We start from the raw sequence: 18,344 nt of genomic DNA, 5'->3' as shown, positions 1-18,344 counted from the left end.
GGAATAAAGTTGTGGTTGCTAAACTGATGAAATGATACAAAGGCTTATGAAAAATGATTTTCGGGTATCAATTGCCCAATTAAATCCTATTGTCGGTGATATTGAGGGGAATTTTTCTTTAGCTGTCATGGCGCATCAAAAGGCCAAAGAAGAGGGGGCTGATCTTGTTTTATTCACGGAACTTTTTATAAGCGCTTATCCGCCGGAAGATCTTGTTCTAAAACCTGCTTTTACAAAAACATGTGAAGAGACTGTTGAGAAATTAGCAAAGATAACCGTAGGCGGACCAGGAATTGTCATTGGTCTTCCATTAAGGCGCAATGGTAATATTTACAACGCTGTCATGGTTCTTGATGAAGGGAGAGTCATAGCCGAAAGTTTGAAGTTTGATTTACCTAATTATGCTGAATTTGATGAAAAGCGTTTATTTTCTTCAGGTCCACGTCCTCAGCCTATTGTCTATCATGGAATCAAATTAGGAATAGTCATTTGTGAGGATCTTTGGAATGATTCCTCTCTGAGTACAGAGCTTAAAGATAAAGGAGCGGAAATTATTCTTGTCCTTAACGGATCTCCCTACTATCGTAATAAAACTTTAAAACGTATAGATGTTATTCATACGCAAGCTCTACAATCTGGAGTGCCAATTATCTACGCTAATCAAGTAGGTGGTCAAGATGAGCTCGTTTTTGATGGTGGGTCTTTTGCCTTGAATGGACAAGGCAAAAAGATATTTCAAATGAAACACTTTGATAGCCATATTGCTTTAAGCCATTGGCAAAAAACAACGACGGGATGGCACTGTATTTCAGGTCCTAATGAAAGTCTTCTCAATGGATTAGCGGCTGATTATCAAGCTTGTGTTTTGGGGTTGAAAGATTACGTTAATAAAAACGGCTTTAAGGATGTTATTCTTGGTCTTTCAGGAGGAATTGATTCAGCCCTGTGTACGGCAATGGCGGTGGATGCTCTTGGTGCTGAGAGGGTTCGCACCATTATGATGCCCTATCATTATACTTCGCAAGAATCATTAAAAGATGCCAAAGAATGTGCACAACTTTTAGGATGTCGTTATGAAATCATACCGATTGAGCAAGCTGTTGAAGCTTTTCTTGAAACAATGGCACCTCTTTTTTTAGGGTTACCCCCTGATATAACAGAAGAAAATCTTCAAAGTCGTATACGCGGTACAGTTTTAATGGCGCTTTCAAATAAATTCGGTTCAATGGTGGTAACGACAGGCAATAAGTCAGAAATGGCTGTGGGATATGCAACACTGTATGGGGATATGAATGGCGGGTTTAATCCTATAAAAGATATTTATAAAATGCAGGTTTATGCATTAGCTGAGTGGCGCAATAAAAATCACTTGCATAATTTAAGAGGACCAGAAGGGATTGTCATTCCATCCAATATTATAGAAAAAGCGCCTTCTGCAGAGCTGCGAGAAAATCAAAAAGATGAAGATTCTCTTCCGCCTTATCCTATTCTAGATGATATCTTACAATCTCTTGTAGAAAATGACATGAGTATTTGTGATATTGTTAAACGTGGACACTCACGAGAAACTGTTGCGAAAGTTGAACAGCTTCTTTATGGTGCCGAATATAAAAGGCGTCAATCTGCGCCTGGTGTAAAAATCAGTTACAAAAATTTCGGACGCGATCGTCGCTATCCCATAGTCAATCATTTTCGCGATAAAAATTGAGTATTATTTTATGGTTAAAGTTCGTTTTGCTCCCTCTCCAACAGGTTATATTCATATTGGCAATATCCGTATTGCGCTTTTCAACTGGCTTTATGCGCAAGCGTATAAGGGAGAATTTATTTTACGCTATGATGATACAGATATTGAACGTTCTAAACAAGAATATATCGATGCTATTGCTGTTGACCTTGAATGGCTTGGTATTCAACCAGATGCAATTTATTACCAATCCAAGCGATTTAATCGATATGATGAAGTGGCAGAAATTCTCAAACAACGTGGTCTTCTTTATCCTTGTTATGAGACAACAGAGGAATTAGAGCGGCGTCGTAAAATCCAGCTTTCACGCAAATTGCCTCCTGTTTATGACCGTGCAGCATTGAAGTTGACAACAGAAGAGAGAAAAAACTTTGAATCACAAGGTCGTAAACCCCATTGGCGTTTTCTTCTTCCTAATTTTGAAAGTGATCCTTTACACACAAAGCGAACAGAAGTTTGCTGGAATGATGCAATAAAGGGAAAGCAGACGATTGATTTAGCTTCTCTTTCAGATCCTGTTCTTATTCGTGAAGATGGAACCTATCTTTATACATTGCCGTCTATTGTTGATGATGTAGATATGGCTATTACGCATATTATTCGTGGGGATGATCATATTACAAATACAGGCGCTCAAATTGCTCTTTTTAAAGCTCTTAATGCAGAATTACCGGTTTTTGCTCATACCAATTTATTGGCGACAGTTTTAGGAAAAGGATTTTCAAAACGTAATAATGATCTTTCTATTCGTTCTCTACGGGAAGAAGGATTTGAATCTATAGCTGTTCAATGCCTTGCCGTTTTGATTGGGACATCGCAAAATGTGCATCCCTATCCCAATCAAGCTGCGCTTTTAGAGCATTTTAATCTCCAAGATACGTCAAGATCCGTTGCAAAATTTGATATTGCTGATCTTCTTGCTTTGAATAGTCATCTTGTCCATGAGTTAACCTATGAGGAAGTAAAAATGCGCCTTAAAAAACTTTCTATTGAGGGAGATAAGGCGGAATATTTCTGGAACGCGATAAGAAGCAATATTAATAAAGTCAATGATGCTGTTTTTTGGTGGAAAATCATTCATGATGAACAGAATTTTGATACAGTAGCACTAGAGGATCGTGCTTTTGTGCACCAATCACTCGATTTCTTACCTGAAGGTGCTTTGAATGAGGAAAGTTGGAAAATTTGGACAACAGCATTAAAAGAAAAAACAGGTCGAAAAGGAAAAGCTTTATTTATGCCATTACGTCAGGCACTTACGGGCATGGATCATGGACCTGAAATGGGAAAAATTTTGCAGCTTTTAGGGCGTGAAAAGGTAACGGAAAGGCTCTCTAGGAAATAAGAGCGGATTTTTTAAAAGTATTTCGTTCATTTCACTCTTAAAGAGAGTAAAGAACGGGTTTATTTACACGTTTTTATAAGCATGAAAGCAGGAATATCATCACCAAATCCAATGGGTGTGTAATTCTTATTTTTTCGTGAGCGTTGTTGCTCAGATGGCTTCTCCTTATTATTTGCATTTTTGATATATTCTATTTTATTCTCTTCTACAGATTTTTTAGTGTGAACAACAGGCTCTTTTGGAGCAGTTTTCTTTGATGGTTTTGAAGATTTTTTCTTTACAACAATATCTTCTGTTTGATCATCAGCTATTAAAGTTGAGAGATCTCCATTGAGCCATTCAATTTTTTCATTACTCATTTCTTCGATGGCATTGATATATTTTTGATCAGCTTTTGTGACAATTGTAAAAGCTTTTCCGCTGCGATTTGCACGCCCTGTACGACCAATTCGATGGATATAGTCTTCAGCATGTGTAGGAACATCATAGTTAAATACATGACTTACAGCTGGAATATCGAGTCCACGGGCAGCAACATCAGAAGCAACAAGAAGTGTAAGTTTATTATTTTTAAAATCAGCTAGGGTGTTCATGCGCGAATATTGGTCCATATCTCCATGAAGTGCCCCTACATTAAAGTTATGTTTAATGAGCGATCTAAAAAGTTCAGAGATATCTCTCTTTCGATTACAGAAAATGATTGCATTTTGAAGCTCTGCACCTTCATTTTGGATAAGCTCTCGTAAAACCGCTCTTTTATCCCATGATTTATTTCCAGATTTGACAAGCCGCTGTGTAATTGTGGTTGCAGTTGAGGATGCTTTTGTAACTTCAACAGATACAGGAGAATGTAAAAATTGTTTCGTTAGTTTTGTAATTTCTGGCGCCATTGTTGCAGAAAAGAACAAAGTTTGACGCGTAAAAGGAGTTAGCTTACAGATGCGTTCAATATCAGGAATAAAGCCCATATCCAACATGCGATCAGCTTCATCAATCACAAGGATTTCAACGCCCATCAGGAGCAGTTTACCGCGCTCGCAATGATCAAGAAGGCGCCCTGGTGTTGCTATAAGAACATCAGCTCCCCGTTCAAGTTTGCGATCTTGGAGTTCAAAAGAAACTCCACCAATCAAAAGAGCAACATTTAAACGATGATTTATTCCGTATTTATCGAAATTTTCTTCAACTTGAGCTGCAATTTCTCTTGTTGGTTCTAAGATGAGCGTACGGGGCATTCGTGCTCTTGCACGACCTTTTTCAAGGAGAGTGAGCATAGGCAATACGAAAGAGGCAGTTTTACCTGTTCCCGTTTGGGCGATTCCTAAAACGTCTTTTCTTTGAAGGACATGCGGAATTGTTTCGCTTTGAATGGGTGTTGGAGCTGTATACCCCGCTGATTTCACCGCATTAATAACCTTTGCGGAAAGACCTAAATCATCAAAACTGTTTAAAGATGGTATCATTTTTTTATCAACTGCTCTGTGATTTTAACTGCGTTATCTAAATGATAATTATAACCAATATTCTACACTCTTTAAAAGTGTTAAGATGTTTTTACAAAAAATTAACTATAACAATCATATACACATAAAACGCATAATACAATCATTAATAGCGAAATTGTTCTGATAAAATGCGCTCATCCCATGAATGATTTGAGTCAAAAAGGATTGAAGCTGTTACTTCTGTTGCCATTGAAATAGTAACTGAATGGACAGATTTAACTTCAATATTATCTGCAGCAGCGTTTACAGGGCGTTTGTCAGGTTCAAGCATATCAAAGCGCACTGTTACTGTATTGGGAAGCAAAGCTCCATGCCAACGCCGAGGGCGAAAAGGGCTAACAGGAGTGAGGGCCATAAGGGGAGCCATAAGAGGTAAGATAGGTCCTTGTGCTGATAAATTATAGGCGGTTGATCCAGCTGGTGTAGCGACGAGGACACCATCACAACTTAATTGTTCCATGCGTACGTTGTTATCAATGGTGATGCGAATTTTTGCGGCTTGATAAGATTGCCGAAAGAGGGATACTTCATTAATTGCAAGCGCCTCGATAGAATCTTGACATTCAGATTTTGCGATCATGCGCAGGGGATGGATTTCTTTTTTATGTGCGGCAGCAATACGATTGGGCAATTTTTTTTCATGAAATTCATTCATAAGAAATCCTACAGAACCTTGATTCATGCCATAAATAGGTTTGCCTGTGTTCATGACGTCTCGTACGGTTTGTAACATTGTCCCATCACCACCGATTGCAACAACAATATCAGTTTCTTCCAGAGAAGAATGACCATAAACGGAAATTAATTTATGGGTAGCTTTGATAGCCTCCTCAGTTTCTGCGGAAATGAAATGAAAGCGACTTGGTAATGTAGCCATTTAAAAATTGTCCTGATACTTATAATTTATGTTGTAACTTATTTATGAGAGTTTTGAAGTTGTAATAAAAGCTCTTTTTATAATAAAAAGAGCATTGAATAAAGAGAAGTTATTTCAAGGTAAAGTATCATTAAAAAGTAAAAGGAGTGCGTCGTTAGATAAATCACAAACAAGTAATTTTTTTATTAGAATGATAATTTAGCATTGAAGCTAAGAGTATGATTAGTTAAAAGACCATAACTGATTTTAATAATCAGTGTGAAGCACCCGTAGCTCAGCTGGATAGAGCGCTGCCCTCCGAAGGCAGAGGTCACAGATTCGAATTCTGTCGGGTGCACCAAATTTTTCAACTTCATATTATCCTAAATAACAATATTACCTAAAAAGAAGCCAATTTCCTCTTTTATGAAAATGGTTATTTGAGTTGTTTATTAAGTTTTTTAGCGAATAAGCAAATGATTTTAAGAGAAGCAAAATTTACGGCTGCGTATATAATTCTTCGGTTAGTCATTTTGAATATCGAGATAAAAAACAAGATTATCTAAATATGCTTTCAATTTAACTATAAACATTTATAACATAAAAATACATATTAATTCAATATGTTATTGTACAACTGATCTGGCGATGTTGATAGTAGATCGCTAAATATATTGTTTTGAGCATTAAAATAGATAGCTAAATTTTCTTTTATTCTATTTTTGGAGCTAAAGGCTGTTATGGTGAGATGGAACGCGGATGAGAAATATCACCAGTTAAAGGAACAATAAGGAGGAAAAACAACCTTCAAGATTTGAATTGTTTCAAAATGCTGTATTCGGTATGGTTTTGATATGGGTATCTGGTGATTTCTCTATACACCAATATTGCCAGTTATGTTGGATGAGGGATTGTTTACCTTTAATCAACGTTCTTATATACCAAGCGCTAATTATGATGGTTATTTAGTTGGGAGTATGTTCTTTACGTTTGGCAGAATTTGGAATATATTCCTTGCTCCTCGTATGCTATCTTATACAGTATAGTAATGAGTGCACTTAATTATTTCCATGGCGTTAATACTTAGTTCTTTTGATCCGTTTTGCTGCTGGTGTTGCGAGTGTAGCAATGATGGTTTTGGGTTCTATTATAGTCATACAGCATAGCCATATGGGCTGGGTTATTGCTTCGCTTTATGCAGGTGTAGGAGTTGGTATTCTACTACTAGGTAATGAATATGTTATTATTAGTTTGAACAGAGCACTTGATTCAACAAACATTTGGTTTGGAGTTGGCTTAATGTCTGTTCAAAACTTTTAAAAACATATAGGCTTAATTATAACAACTATATTAAGAAACACCTCCGTTATTTCTTCCATTACAAATGAAACCGCTCCTGTTAATAAGAAAAACCATCCAAAATATGAATTGACCAATCAAAAGGATTTCGTAACTGGCATTATATCGCATTCGTACTTTAAGAGATTTTGGTGATGTAAAAAAGGCGATCTAGATGCTTTTATTGAAATTGAAAGCAACCTCTCTCATGATGGCAATTGCTGGGTTGCTGATAATGCCTGTGTTGTAAAATCTGGTCGTGTTTATGAAAAGACAAGGGGCTATGGCAATACTGCCATTGGGGGCTATGTCTATGGCAATACCCTTATATGTGATAAAACCTATGTGTATTTTGGTGCTCATGTTTATGACAATGCTCATCTTTTTTATAACGGTTGAGTTTATCATTATGCGTGGGTTTATGGGAATGAAAAATTATCCGGTAGTGTACGTATTTATAGCAATGCCGCGGTTTATGATCATGCGGTTGTTTAGGCAAGGTTTAGGGCAATGCTAGTGTGGGGTGTCATACTAAGGTCTACGGCTCTGTTTATGGCAATGCCAAGATCTCCTGATTATATCGTGATTAGAGGTAATGTATATGGCAATGCAAGACTTGTTGTGATGATAGTATCTACATAATGTCTGCCTATCATTTACTAACTTTTTAGTAAGTGGTGCTTTAAAATTGACTTGTCTTTAAATCCTTTTATGTGCCCTTAATGAATTAAAACCTATCTTATGATAGTTTCAAATGATTATTTTTTTAAGGTTTAGCTCAAAAAAAGAGTAAACCCCATACCATTCTTTAAACGCATGCAATTTATGTTTATCGATAATTTCAAACGATTACGTTTTTAACAATACGATTTGTGTGTGATAAAAACGTATCATAAAATTTATGAACTGTTATGAATGATAGCTGCTTTTCACTTCATTTGAATGTTTACATGCGTTATAACATTTGCATCATGATTTGCTTTTTGTGGTCTATTCATACATGGTAATTGTTTATAAAAAATGGTCAATTAAATCACGTATAAAAGTGTAGATTTTAAATGGGATTTATATAAAATAATTGCACAAAACCTATTGACTTTATTGTGTTTTTTTATGAATAAGATTCCATCTCGTTTAGACGTTGCAAAAGAAATCACCAAAGACCTTATTGATAAGATTCTTCTCTTACACGGCGTTATCACTTTTGTTTGCAAAAATCTGCTTCGCTTTTGACTTTTGATATGGATACAACCTCTTTTGAGGTAGAGCAAAGAATTTTTTCATCATGGAGAGTACAACAGTGCTCTTCAAAAATCTTGATTGGTCTGTTGAAAAATTAAAGAGGTAGATAATTATTCAGCACGTTACCAACTACCAGATTGTGAAGTACAAATTCTTTATAATGACGCAATTATCAAAGGTTATCCGCAATTTGATTTTGGAGTTTCGATTACGACTGGTATTTTAGCTGCTGCCTGCGTGGTAATTGATCCCTATCAATTCTCAGCACTTACAAGATCTACAGCTTGATTTTGATAAAAAGGGGTGGAGAGTTTGTGAAGAAGAAATATATGCAGATTGGTTGGAATTAAGCTTGATTATGTCTTGAAATAGGCGATAGAAAAAATTGATCTTCATAAATGCTTTTATTCCAGATATGGAGCACCACCTTGGCGATAGAGTGAAGTTGGAGGCACATAAAGGTTATCAAGGTATATGATGCAGATTATAGCTTACTTCATATTGGTGCACTGTCTTTATTAGGTGATGTTGCAACCTTACAATCTTATTATCAAAGTTTCAGTGCAGAGGATCATTTAGGCTTTGATGAAAATACCCAACAGATTCATCTGAACGTGCATTGGCTTTAGTCAAAGAAGTGGTGAAATCTAAGCAGCTCAGCTACGCTTTAATTAAAAAGTAGCAAAAATATGAGCTATCTAGAAGAAAAACAAAGTTCTTAATAAGGGCCTTTCCAGAGAGGTTGAGTCTCATTCTTGGAAGGAAAAAAATAGCTAAATTTATCGAAACAAAAGATAAGGAATAGCTCCTTAAGAAATATCAAGAAGATCTAAAAAGATTATAGGAGCCAGAGTCTGGTTTAAAGATGCCATCATCAGTTGAGTGAACTCAACAATGGTGGAGTTTTATCCATTGGCGGAAATCTGATGTTTGAAAGAGGCTTTCTTGATATAAAGGTAATATTGTAATAAATAATTATTATAAATCAATATGTTGTATATATTCATTGTTTTTTAGATTAATGACCATTGACAAATAATTTTGCACCATTTTTTCTCTTCCAGCTTTTCGTCAATCATCAATGAAAATTTTTTATAATGGAAAGTTCATTGATATATAACTTTTGTATGTCATTATTTTACGCTTAAAAAAATATAAAAATAATGAAATGCAATTGAGTTATCAACTGCTTATTCTTTTCAATTTTTAATCATAAAAAAATCTTTTTATTCATTTTGCTGATAAAAAGAATTAGTTTTTTTCTGGTGATACAAGTGGAGAAATAAGGATTTTAGATATGTTTCGGCGTTCCATTTCAATCACTTTAAAGTGTAAACCATCAGTTTCAAAGCTTTCTCCCTCATTTGGTAAATGACCAAACTGCCAAAGCATAAAGCCTGCCAGAGTCGTATAACGATCTGCTTCATCCACAAGGTTACGCCCAAGATAACCACTTAAACGGCGGATATCAGCATATCCCTCAACAAGAAGACTGCCATTTTCAAGTTGTTCTGCGATCATGAGTTCTTCATCGTCATCAGGAAAGTCTCCTGCAATAGCTTCAAGAATATCGGTTGGTGTTGCAATTCCTTCAAAAGATCCATGCTCATCAACAATAATTGCAAGCTGAATCGAAGAATGACGTAATTGCTCCATCAATCGTAAAACACTTGTGTTTTCATGAACAACGAGGGGTTCTCGCATAGCTTTTTTCCAATTAATCTTTTTCCCCTCAGCCAAATTCAAAAGAAGATCTTTTGTCAACGCAACGCCAACAAATTCATCCACTTTTTCACGCGCAAGAATTAAGCGGCTATGTTTAACCTTTTGTAATTCTTCACGCATTTCATTTTCATCAGCATTTAAATCTAACCATTCAATTTCATTACGCGGCGACATGATAGAGCGAACAGGGCGATCAGCTAAATCGAGAACACCACGAATCATCTCCTTTTCTTCTGGTCTAAACAACTCAGATGCTGCGGCCTGTTCAGCAATAACATCTACAGTCTCAGCAAGGTGACTATCTTTGCTTCCTCCTCCTAAGAGCCTCAAAACAGCATCAGCTGTTCTACTGCGTAGATCATTCGTTTTAATCATTTTTTCACGGTTACGACGTCCAATTTGATTAAAAACTTCGATGAGAACAGAAAAACCAATAGCAGCATACAAATACCCTTTTGGAATATGAAAACCAAATCCTTCAACAATGAGAGTAAAACCAATCATCATCAAAAAACCAAGACAAAGGATTACAATGGTGGGATGACGATTAATAAAACGCATAAGAGCACCAGATCCGCACATCATTACTCCCATAGCAGCTATGACTGCGATATACATAACTGCTGCCTGCTCTTTTGCAATCATACCTGTTGCGGTAATAATACTGTCTAGTGAAAAAACGGCATCCAGCACCACGACTTGGACGATTACTTGCCAAAAAACAGCATAACCAAGGCCTGTTTTTCTTTCATGTGATACCCCTTCTAACCTTTCATGTAATTCTAGCGTTCCCTTTGCTAGCAAAAAGGCTCCACCACCGATTAAAATAAAGCTATGCCAACTAAATACAAAAGATGAAAGTGAAAGAATGACCCTATCGAGTCTCATAACCCATCCAATAACTGTAAGAAGGAAAAGCCGCATAATTAATGCTAAAGTAAGACCTATAAAGCGTGCGCGGTCACGCAAATGCAGTGGCAATTTTTCAGCTAAAATTGCAATAAAGATAAGGTTATCTATTCCTAAAACAATTTCGAGAAAAACCAGCGTGATCAAACCAAACCACGCATGGGGATCAGTGATCCATTCCATCATTCCTTACCTTTTATAAGCTTAAAAGCGCGCGATTGACAAAAAAAATTCATAGGCTTTTATTCGTATATTGGATCATGAACATTGTATGTAAGAAAACTTATATTCAAAGAAAAAAACAACACAATATTGCTTGAATGCATGTGATTGCTGATAAAACAAAATGATGCCCCATCCCGCTTACAACCACAAGAAGGTCCCTCTAAATTTTGCTCGGGCATTATGCTCGATAATCCTCTAACTATAGGTTCTGTGTAACAATCAGAACATTTATTTATAAAGCTTCTTATAATGGGTTTATTTTTATATAAGATCAAGTGGTGAATATCATATTTTTAACCTTACAGACAATGAGTTTATATAACAAACAACAAAATATCTGGACATCCATCCTTAGGAGCGTTATAGAAACGCTCATTCTCGTCTTTTGAGAAGCTTATGGGTGATTAGCTCAGTCGGTAGAGCAGCTGACTCTTAATCAGCGGGTCGTGGGTTCGATCCCCTCATCACCCACCATTCTATTTTATACCGTAAATAACTCATTGATTGCGTAAATTTTTTTTAAGATACGAGTTTCTAAATAAAATTGGGCAGTAGGATTTCCCCATATCTGTTTGTTTAAAAGTGAAGATTGTTGATATAGCTTAGTCATCGGTTTTTGTACTTTTTAGGGGACACAAAAAACTTCCAAAGGACATTTAAAGATCTTTTAATGCGTATTGTTTCTTTTTTTAAAGTCGCAATTGGTAAGGAGAAGCTTCTTACCGACAATTATCTTATTTAAAGGGGTATAAAAATCAACAGTTTTCACTTCTTTTAATATAAATTGATTAAATTTTTTTTGGATTTTTAGCATATTGTTTAAAGACAGAAGAAACTTTGCACTTTAGTTGTATTAGCAGCGTGGATATTTTTTGATAACTCTCCCGCTTAAACAAAAAACTTCTGTAATAATCATCAGTATTCTAAGAGGGTAAATCAAGATAAAATAAAGTATTTAGCGGACATAACAGGAATAAAATTAGATCAGTTTAATTGTTTAAAACTAGTACCTGTTAAACGAAAGACAATAGGCTTTAATGAGGCTTCAAGTTTAAAAATATTAAACTATGAAGTTATGCTATGCTGTCTTTCCGTTAGCTTAACCTCTAAAAATATAAATATTAAGAAAGCCGCTCAGAATCATTATAATATATTGATTTATAATGATTAATTATTATTTTTTTAAACTTTACTATCATAAACTTCTTTTGTTTCAATCCCTCTTATAATGAATCAATTAAAATTATTATTTTTGCATTATAAATGGGATTAACGTGCGGATAAAGACTATTGAAGAAAAGCATAAAAATGATTCTTATTAACGTTCTTAGGCGCCAAAAGTTATCACAACATTGGGAAAATAGTATAATGGTGCAGGCTTACTCTTTTATTAAGTATAAAGATGATGTTGCAACAATGACTTTATTATTATACCATTCACGGGTATTGTTGTGTAATGGGGAAGAGCACTGAGAGAGTTTTCTTAAAAAAAATATGTAAATTGGTAACACGATGGTGTCCTGTTCTTATATAGGCACACAAAAAGAAGTAATTGATAACCTTTTATTTATTCAGGTGGTGTTTTGGGGGCTCTTTTCCAATATTGTTGCGCTTCAAAAATGGCGACCACAAATAATGAAATGATGAGCGGTATAATCAAATAAAACATTCTAAAGACAATAAGTGCTGCAATAACATCGGTTGGATTTATATTGGGCATGCCTGTGATGAAGAGAGCTTCAAGAACTCCTACTCCTCCTGCTGGAGCATTAGAGAGAAGAGTTATCGTAAAAGATGCTAGGAAAACACCAAGAACAGAGATAAAATGAATATCTGCGTTGTGTGGGAGAACAGCATATATAATTCCTGCTGCTCCTAAAAGTTCTAGAGGGCTAATGAGAAGCTGTTGAATAACAATTTTCAGCCGTGGATAGGAAAGTTGAATTTTCTTACCCAAGCGTAAGGGTTTTAACTGAAGCCAGCTGCCAAACGTATAAAGTGCTATACAGCTGAGTAAAATTGCTCCAGCTGCTGTTCCTAGCCATTCAGGAAGTTCTTTATGAATGAGGGTGATAATTTCGGGTTGCAGCACCAAAACGATTCCCAAAAGTAAGATTGTACCGATTACAAAAGTAAAAGAGCAAAAACCTACTAATATTGCGATTTCTGTTCCGTTTAACCCTTTCATTTTATAGGCGCGATAGCGTACAACGGCACCAGAAAAAACTGAAGCACCGATATTGTGTGAAAGAGCATAGGTTGTAAATGAACATATAGCGATAAAAATCCAAGAAATTTTATGGCCTAGATGTTGCAAGGCAATTCGATCATATCCAGCAAGAGCAGCATAAGCTAGGAGAGAACATAAACAGGCTAATAACCAGTGCTGTGCATTTAAATTGCTCAAGCGCTCCAATACATCCCCAAATGAAATGGCAGAGAGCTTCATGTAAAGAATTCGAATAGATACCAGCATTGCTAAGATACCAATCAATGGCCATATAAATTGCTTTATTTTCACGATTCTGTATCCATTTTATGTTTTCTGTAAATTTTCATGATTGAGCATATTCCTTACAGATCTTCGTTCTGTTATATACTCTATAATGCCATTGGCAATTTCTTCATCATCTGTTACTACAACATCAGCACCTAAATCAATGAGATATGTTGTTTCTGTGTCGGATAATGCATGTGTGATTATTTGGATATCTTTCTTCATATCACGGATATTCACGATACATTCTCCTACTTCAATGGTACTTCGCATTGTAATAACAACTTTATGTGCATTATTTATATTTGCTGCGTTCATTATTTCTTGTTGAATGATATTGCCGCAAATAGCCTCAAAGCCATCTGCAATCGCTTTATCAGAGAGGCGTTTTGATTCTTCTACGATCACTATAGGTTCACCTCTATTTATTAAAGATAATGCAACACACTTACCGATACGACCATAGCCAATAATTACGATATGGTTATTTTTTAAGGTCATCGGTAAAAAATCTTGGTCAGGATCTTGTGGATCAATATCAATAATTGTTTGGGTATTTTGTGAAGATGCAGAATTTTTTTCTAAACGTTTTTTAATTTTATTACAGGCAATGAAAACAAGAGGATTAAGCAAAATAGAAAAAATTGCTCCTCCAAGAATTAAATCATGAGCGTCATTGTTTAAAAGTCCTAAGCTTAAACTTAAACCAGCAAGGATAAAGGAAAATTCTCCGATTTGGGCAAGGCTTGCAGAAATAGTCAAAGCTGTTGCATTAGAATAGCGAAAAGCCTTAACGATGAAAAAGGCAACAGCAGATTTTCCGATTACGATAATGAATAAGGTTGCTAAGAGAGGGAAAAAATGAGTTAAGAGTTTCTCGGGGTCAAATAACATGCCTACAGAAACAAAAAAGAGAACAGAAAAAGCATCGCGCAGTGGTAAAGATTCTTCCGCGGCACGGTGGCTTAATTCTGATTCGCTCATGACCATACCAGCAAAAAAAGCACCGAGAGAAAGGGAAACACCAAATAAATGAGCAGCTCCGAAAGCTACTCCTAATGCAATAGCAAAGACGCTAAGACGAAATAATTCACGTGATCCCGATTGTGCGCTCATTTTTAAAAGCCATGGGATAACGCGTCGCCCAATGACGAGCATAAGTGCAATAAATACAATTACTTTCAGGATGGTGAGACCAAAAATACCCCAAATACTTAAATCCAACCATTGAACAAGAGGATCCAACGCTTCTTTTTTGGTATTGCTGAGAGCACTTGCCAAGGAAGGGATGAGGACAAGTATAAGGACCATTGCTAAATCCTCAATAATCAACCATCCAACGGCAATGCGTCCTTTTTCTGTTTCAATAAGATGACGCTCTTGCAAAGCACGTAGCAGGATAACAGTACTTGCTATGGATAAAGCAAGACCGAAGATCAAACTACCACTGAAGCCCCATCCCATAATCAGACCAAGGCACAAGCCTAGAAAAGTAGAAAATGCCATTTGTGCAATAGCAGCAGGGACAGCAATAGCTTTGACAGATAAAAGGTCTTTTAATGAAAAGTGGAGCCCAACACCAAACATCAGCAAAATAATACCAATTTCAGCAAGTTGATTAATGATGACGGAATCTATTTTAAATCCGCCTGTATTGGGTCCCACAATAACACCAGCTAATAAATAGCCTACAAGTGGTGAAATACGTAAACGGCTCGCAATCATTCCCAAGAGAAATGCTAAACATAAGCCTGCAACAATAGTTGTGATAAGTGGTGTGTCGTGGAGCATGGATTATTTACTATTCTTGATCAAAAAGCGAATGAATGAAAACGACTATATTTCTATGAGAAGAGAGGCGAGATGTACCATACGCATTAAAGGGCATTTTTATTTCACTTTGATATTTGCACGATTATTTCGCTCACGCCACCAATTTCCTAGCAGGAGTAAAATAGGAGCAGCAATAAAGATAGAGGATGATGTTGCAATAATAATCCCAAAGACCATGGGTAATGCAAAATTATGAACAGCACTTCCACCCCATATCGCCATGGGGAGCATCGCAAGAATTGTTGTAGCTGATGTAAAAAAACAACGTACAAGAACCTGATTAATTGACAGATCAATCAGCTCGCGCAACGGCATTTTTTTATAAAGACGCATATTTTCGCGCATCCTATCATAGACGACAACTTTATCATTTATAGAATATCCAACAATTGTTAAGAGCGCAGCGATAGCCGTTAAATTAAAATCAAATTGAAATAAAGCAAAAAAGCCAATCATTTTTGTGGTGTCTAGAATGAGAGTGATAATTGCTCCAACTGCAAAGAACCACTCGAAGCGTAACCATATATAGAGAGACATGGCAATAGCCGCAAGAATAACAGCAGTAAAAGCAGCTGTGGCAAGCTCGCCTGAAATTTTGGGACCCACAACTTCTATTTGATCGAATGTGGTATCGGGATAGATATTTTGTACAGCTGTTTTAACCTTATCAATGGCGATGGTTTGTTGTGCTTCGCTACCGCTTTGTTTCTGCATGCGAATTAATACGGTGTTTTCGTTATCAATATTTTGCAAGGAAACTTCACCAACATTAAGAGTAGAAAGCTTGGAACGCAGAGTTGCTAGATCTGCTGGTGCTTTCGTGGTAATACTCATTTGGCTTCCGCCAATGAAATCAATACCAAAATTCAATCCAGGCTTAAAAAAGAGAAAAACTGAAGCCATTGATAAAACAATTGAGACGCCAATACCAATGAAGCGTGCTTTCATAAAGTGGAAAGTTGTGTTTTGTGGCATGATGTTGAAAGCAGAGTGAATATGCAACTTTTTAATTTTCCATTTACGAACGATCCAAATCATGATGATGCGTACAATGGTGATATTTGTAAACATGGAGATGATAATACCAAGCAACATTGTTACGGCAAAACCACGAACGGGACCGGTGCCGAACCAAAATAGTAAGACAGTCGCTATAATTGCCGTAACATTTGCATCAACAATGGTTGCAAAAGCGTGTTTAAATCCACGATCTAGGGCTGCAAAAGCACCCACACCTTTTCGACTTTCTTCACGGATACGTTCATTGATAAGGATATTAGCATCAACAGCAATACCGATGCCTAAAATAATACCAGCAATACCAGGCAGCGTAAGCGTAGCTCCCAAAAGACTCAGTGCAGCAAATGTTAAAATCGTGTGCAGAGCTAGTGCTATATTGGCAATTAATCCCCAAATACGGTAGAGAAGAAAAATAAAAATTGCAACAAGAATAAAGCCAATTATGCCGGTGTAAAGTCCCATTTGGATGGCATCAGCACCAAGATTTGGGCCTACGGTTCTCTCTTCAATGACCGTGAGTGGTGCGGGGAGGGAACCAGCACGAAGCAGAGCAGCCAGAGTTGAGGCTTCTTTGGGGTCAAAGTTTCCTGTAATTTGACCTTGTCCATTGGGAATGACACTATTGATGGTCGGAGCGGTTAAAACCTTATTATCCAGAACAATGGCAAAAGGACGGTTAATATTTTGTCGTGTTATATCGGCAAATATTTTTGCGCCAGCGGAATCTAGAGTAAATGAAATAATGGAACGTCCTGGTATTTGGGGGTCAAAACCTGCACGGGCATCTTTCAGGACATTTCCATCTAAAGCAATTTGATCATAAATTGCATAATGTTGTGTTGCATCAGTGTATCCAGGGAGAATAGAAACACCTATAGGGGGATTATTGGGATCCACATTAGAAGGAACAAGATGAAAACTCATCTTAGCGGTTGTTCCTAAAAGATCACGCAGTTGTTTTGGATCTTGTAGGCCAGGCAATTGGACCATAATACGATCATTTCCAACCTTTTGGATGGCTGGTTCTGAAACACCAACTTGATCTATACGACGACGGATGATTTCTAAGCTTTGTTCAATAGCATTGCTTACACGGTCTTTTATACCAGCTTCCGTTAATGTGACGCGGAGAGTTTCATTTTGAGCACTGATCGTGATGTTATGTTCTGTTGTGCCAAAGCTACTGTGTATGGGGGTTATTAATGTTTTCAAAGCAGAGAGTGCTTTTTCAGTTTGCGATGGGTCAGAAATAAGGGCAATAACGCTATCTTCAACGATACGCACACTTGAGGTGCGGATTTGTTTTTCACGCAATACATTGCGCACATTGCTTAAAACTATATGTAACTGATCGCGTTTTAACGTTTTGCTATCAACCTCGAGCAGGAGAGAAGAGCCTCCTTGAAGGTCAAGACCAAGTGCTACGCGGGTGTCGGGTAAGAATTTCGAGTTTTTAACTTGTTCTTGTGAAAATAAATTGGGTAAGGCAACATAAATGCTGCTTAAAAGAATAAAACAATAAAGGGTAGTTAACCAACCAGGTGTACGCATGATATATTCCGCTAATAGGCAATCTAACAGTTATTCAAAGTTAAAAGCACAAGTAAAATAAGATGATCGTTTTTATAATTCAAGGAAGAGAATTAAGTATGTTCATTGGGAGGAGCGCGTTTATTTGAGAAATATTGCGTTTTAACGTTACGAAATCGTGTGTCAACAGCTGGAATCTTTATTAAAAAGAAATCCAATGTTAGGATTCTTTGAACGGTTCTCATAAAAATAGATTCTGCATGGGGTGTTACAAGTTTTTTGTTTTCAGTTGTGGTAGCATTCAACTGATCACACTTATTTTGTAAATCAAATCTATTCGTTTTAATGATATTATTGGTGTGTGATTGTTTGATTAAGTTGGTGTGTGATTGTTTGATTAAGTTGGTGTGTGATTGTTTGATTAAGTAAGCACGCGTTCCTAAGGTACTCGTCAAGAATACACCTAAACTGGATAGAAAAATCCAGGTTGTCAAAGGAAGAAAATCTTCTTTTTTGCAATAAAGGTGCAAAAAAAACATGCTAGAGTGCCTTCGTTAATCTTATTGAGTTCA

13 protein-coding genes and 2 tRNA genes are annotated in these 18,344 nt (G+C 36.5%); 8 read left to right on the top strand and 7 right to left on the bottom strand.

The genetic code is table 11. The features are described from left to right. Positions 1-46 precede the first annotated feature (46 nt). Both ACFILN_RS03185 and gltX read left to right on the top strand, forming a co-directional pair. Complete coding sequence (locus ACFILN_RS03185) at positions 47-1,708, top strand: NAD+ synthase (protein ID WP_375670842.1); 1,662 nt, start codon at positions 47-49, stop codon at positions 1,706-1,708. Positions 1,709-1,718: 10 nt separating this feature from the next. Further along, a complete protein-coding gene (gltX, locus tag ACFILN_RS03180; RefSeq protein WP_273790689.1) occupies positions 1,719-3,092 on the top strand; it encodes a glutamate--tRNA ligase in 1,374 nt (457 codons plus the stop codon). 59 nt (positions 3,093-3,151) lie between these two features. On the opposite strand, the gene ACFILN_RS03175 is transcribed toward gltX, so the two are convergent. Then, positions 3,152-4,555, bottom strand: a complete 1,404-nt coding sequence (locus ACFILN_RS03175; RefSeq protein ID WP_375631225.1) for a DEAD/DEAH box helicase — start codon at positions 4,553-4,555, stop codon at positions 3,152-3,154. 145 nt (positions 4,556-4,700) lie between these two features. Further along, the gene (locus ACFILN_RS03170; protein WP_273790691.1) at positions 4,701-5,474 is read right to left on the bottom strand and encodes an NAD kinase; all 774 of its coding nucleotides are present in this window, start codon (positions 5,472-5,474) and stop codon (positions 4,701-4,703) included. A gap of 263 nt (positions 5,475-5,737) precedes the next feature. On the opposite strand from ACFILN_RS03170, the gene ACFILN_RS03165 reads away from it, so the two are divergent. The 5 genes from ACFILN_RS03165 (at position 5,738) to ACFILN_RS03145 (ending at position 8,662) form a co-directional block, all read left to right on the top strand. Further along, positions 5,738-5,814: transfer RNA gene (locus ACFILN_RS03165), tRNA-Arg, on the top strand. A gap of 535 nt (positions 5,815-6,349) precedes the next feature. Then, positions 6,350-6,499: a YbfB/YjiJ family MFS transporter gene (locus ACFILN_RS03160; RefSeq protein WP_375654511.1), complete on the top strand. Its 150-nt coding sequence runs from the start codon at positions 6,350-6,352 to the stop codon at positions 6,497-6,499. Between the two features lie 46 nt (positions 6,500-6,545). Then, positions 6,546-6,773: a YbfB/YjiJ family MFS transporter gene (locus tag ACFILN_RS03155; RefSeq protein ID WP_375654512.1), complete on the top strand. Its 228-nt coding sequence runs from the start codon at positions 6,546-6,548 to the stop codon at positions 6,771-6,773. A gap of 301 nt (positions 6,774-7,074) precedes the next feature. Next, complete coding sequence (locus ACFILN_RS03150) at positions 7,075-7,308, top strand: hypothetical protein (protein WP_375631224.1); 234 nt, start codon at positions 7,075-7,077, stop codon at positions 7,306-7,308. A 1,180-nt stretch (positions 7,309-8,488) separates the two neighbouring features. After that, positions 8,489-8,662, top strand: a complete 174-nt coding sequence (locus ACFILN_RS03145) for a DUF6990 domain-containing protein (protein WP_375631244.1) — start codon at positions 8,489-8,491, stop codon at positions 8,660-8,662. A 622-nt stretch (positions 8,663-9,284) separates the two neighbouring features. On the opposite strand, the gene ACFILN_RS03140 is transcribed toward ACFILN_RS03145, so the two are convergent. Further along, complete coding sequence (locus ACFILN_RS03140; RefSeq protein WP_273790694.1) at positions 9,285-10,853, bottom strand: TerC family protein; 1,569 nt, start codon at positions 10,851-10,853, stop codon at positions 9,285-9,287. A gap of 437 nt (positions 10,854-11,290) precedes the next feature. Here ACFILN_RS03140 and ACFILN_RS03135 point away from each other — a divergent pair. Next, positions 11,291-11,366 (top strand) — tRNA-Lys (locus ACFILN_RS03135). 1,093 nt (positions 11,367-12,459) lie between these two features. Here ACFILN_RS03135 and ACFILN_RS03130 read toward each other — a convergent pair. The 4 genes from ACFILN_RS03130 to ACFILN_RS03115 all read right to left on the bottom strand — a co-directional run bounded on the left by ACFILN_RS03130 (position 12,460) and on the right by ACFILN_RS03115 (position 18,311). Then, a complete protein-coding gene (locus ACFILN_RS03130) occupies positions 12,460-13,413 on the bottom strand; it encodes a YbhN family protein (RefSeq protein ID WP_273790695.1) in 954 nt (317 codons plus the stop codon). 15 nt (positions 13,414-13,428) lie between these two features. Continuing rightward, complete coding sequence (gene ybaL, locus ACFILN_RS03125; protein WP_375631222.1) at positions 13,429-15,180, bottom strand: YbaL family putative K(+) efflux transporter; 1,752 nt, start codon at positions 15,178-15,180, stop codon at positions 13,429-13,431. A gap of 99 nt (positions 15,181-15,279) precedes the next feature. Next, on the bottom strand, positions 15,280-17,793 hold the full coding sequence (gene secD / locus ACFILN_RS03120; RefSeq protein WP_375631221.1) for a protein translocase subunit SecD: 2,514 nt from the start codon (positions 17,791-17,793) through the stop codon (positions 15,280-15,282). Positions 17,794-17,885: 92 nt separating this feature from the next. Then, on the bottom strand, positions 17,886-18,311 hold the full coding sequence (locus tag ACFILN_RS03115) for a hypothetical protein (protein ID WP_375670840.1): 426 nt from the start codon (positions 18,309-18,311) through the stop codon (positions 17,886-17,888). Positions 18,312-18,344 lie beyond the last annotated feature (33 nt).

Origin of the sequence: Bartonella sp. CL434QHHD (assembly GCF_042195145.1) — a bacterium.
GTDB lineage: Bacteria > Pseudomonadota > Alphaproteobacteria > Rhizobiales > Rhizobiaceae > Bartonella.
The sequence above is the reverse complement of the archived record's forward strand: the minus strand, read 5'-3'. Positions and strand labels throughout refer to the sequence as shown.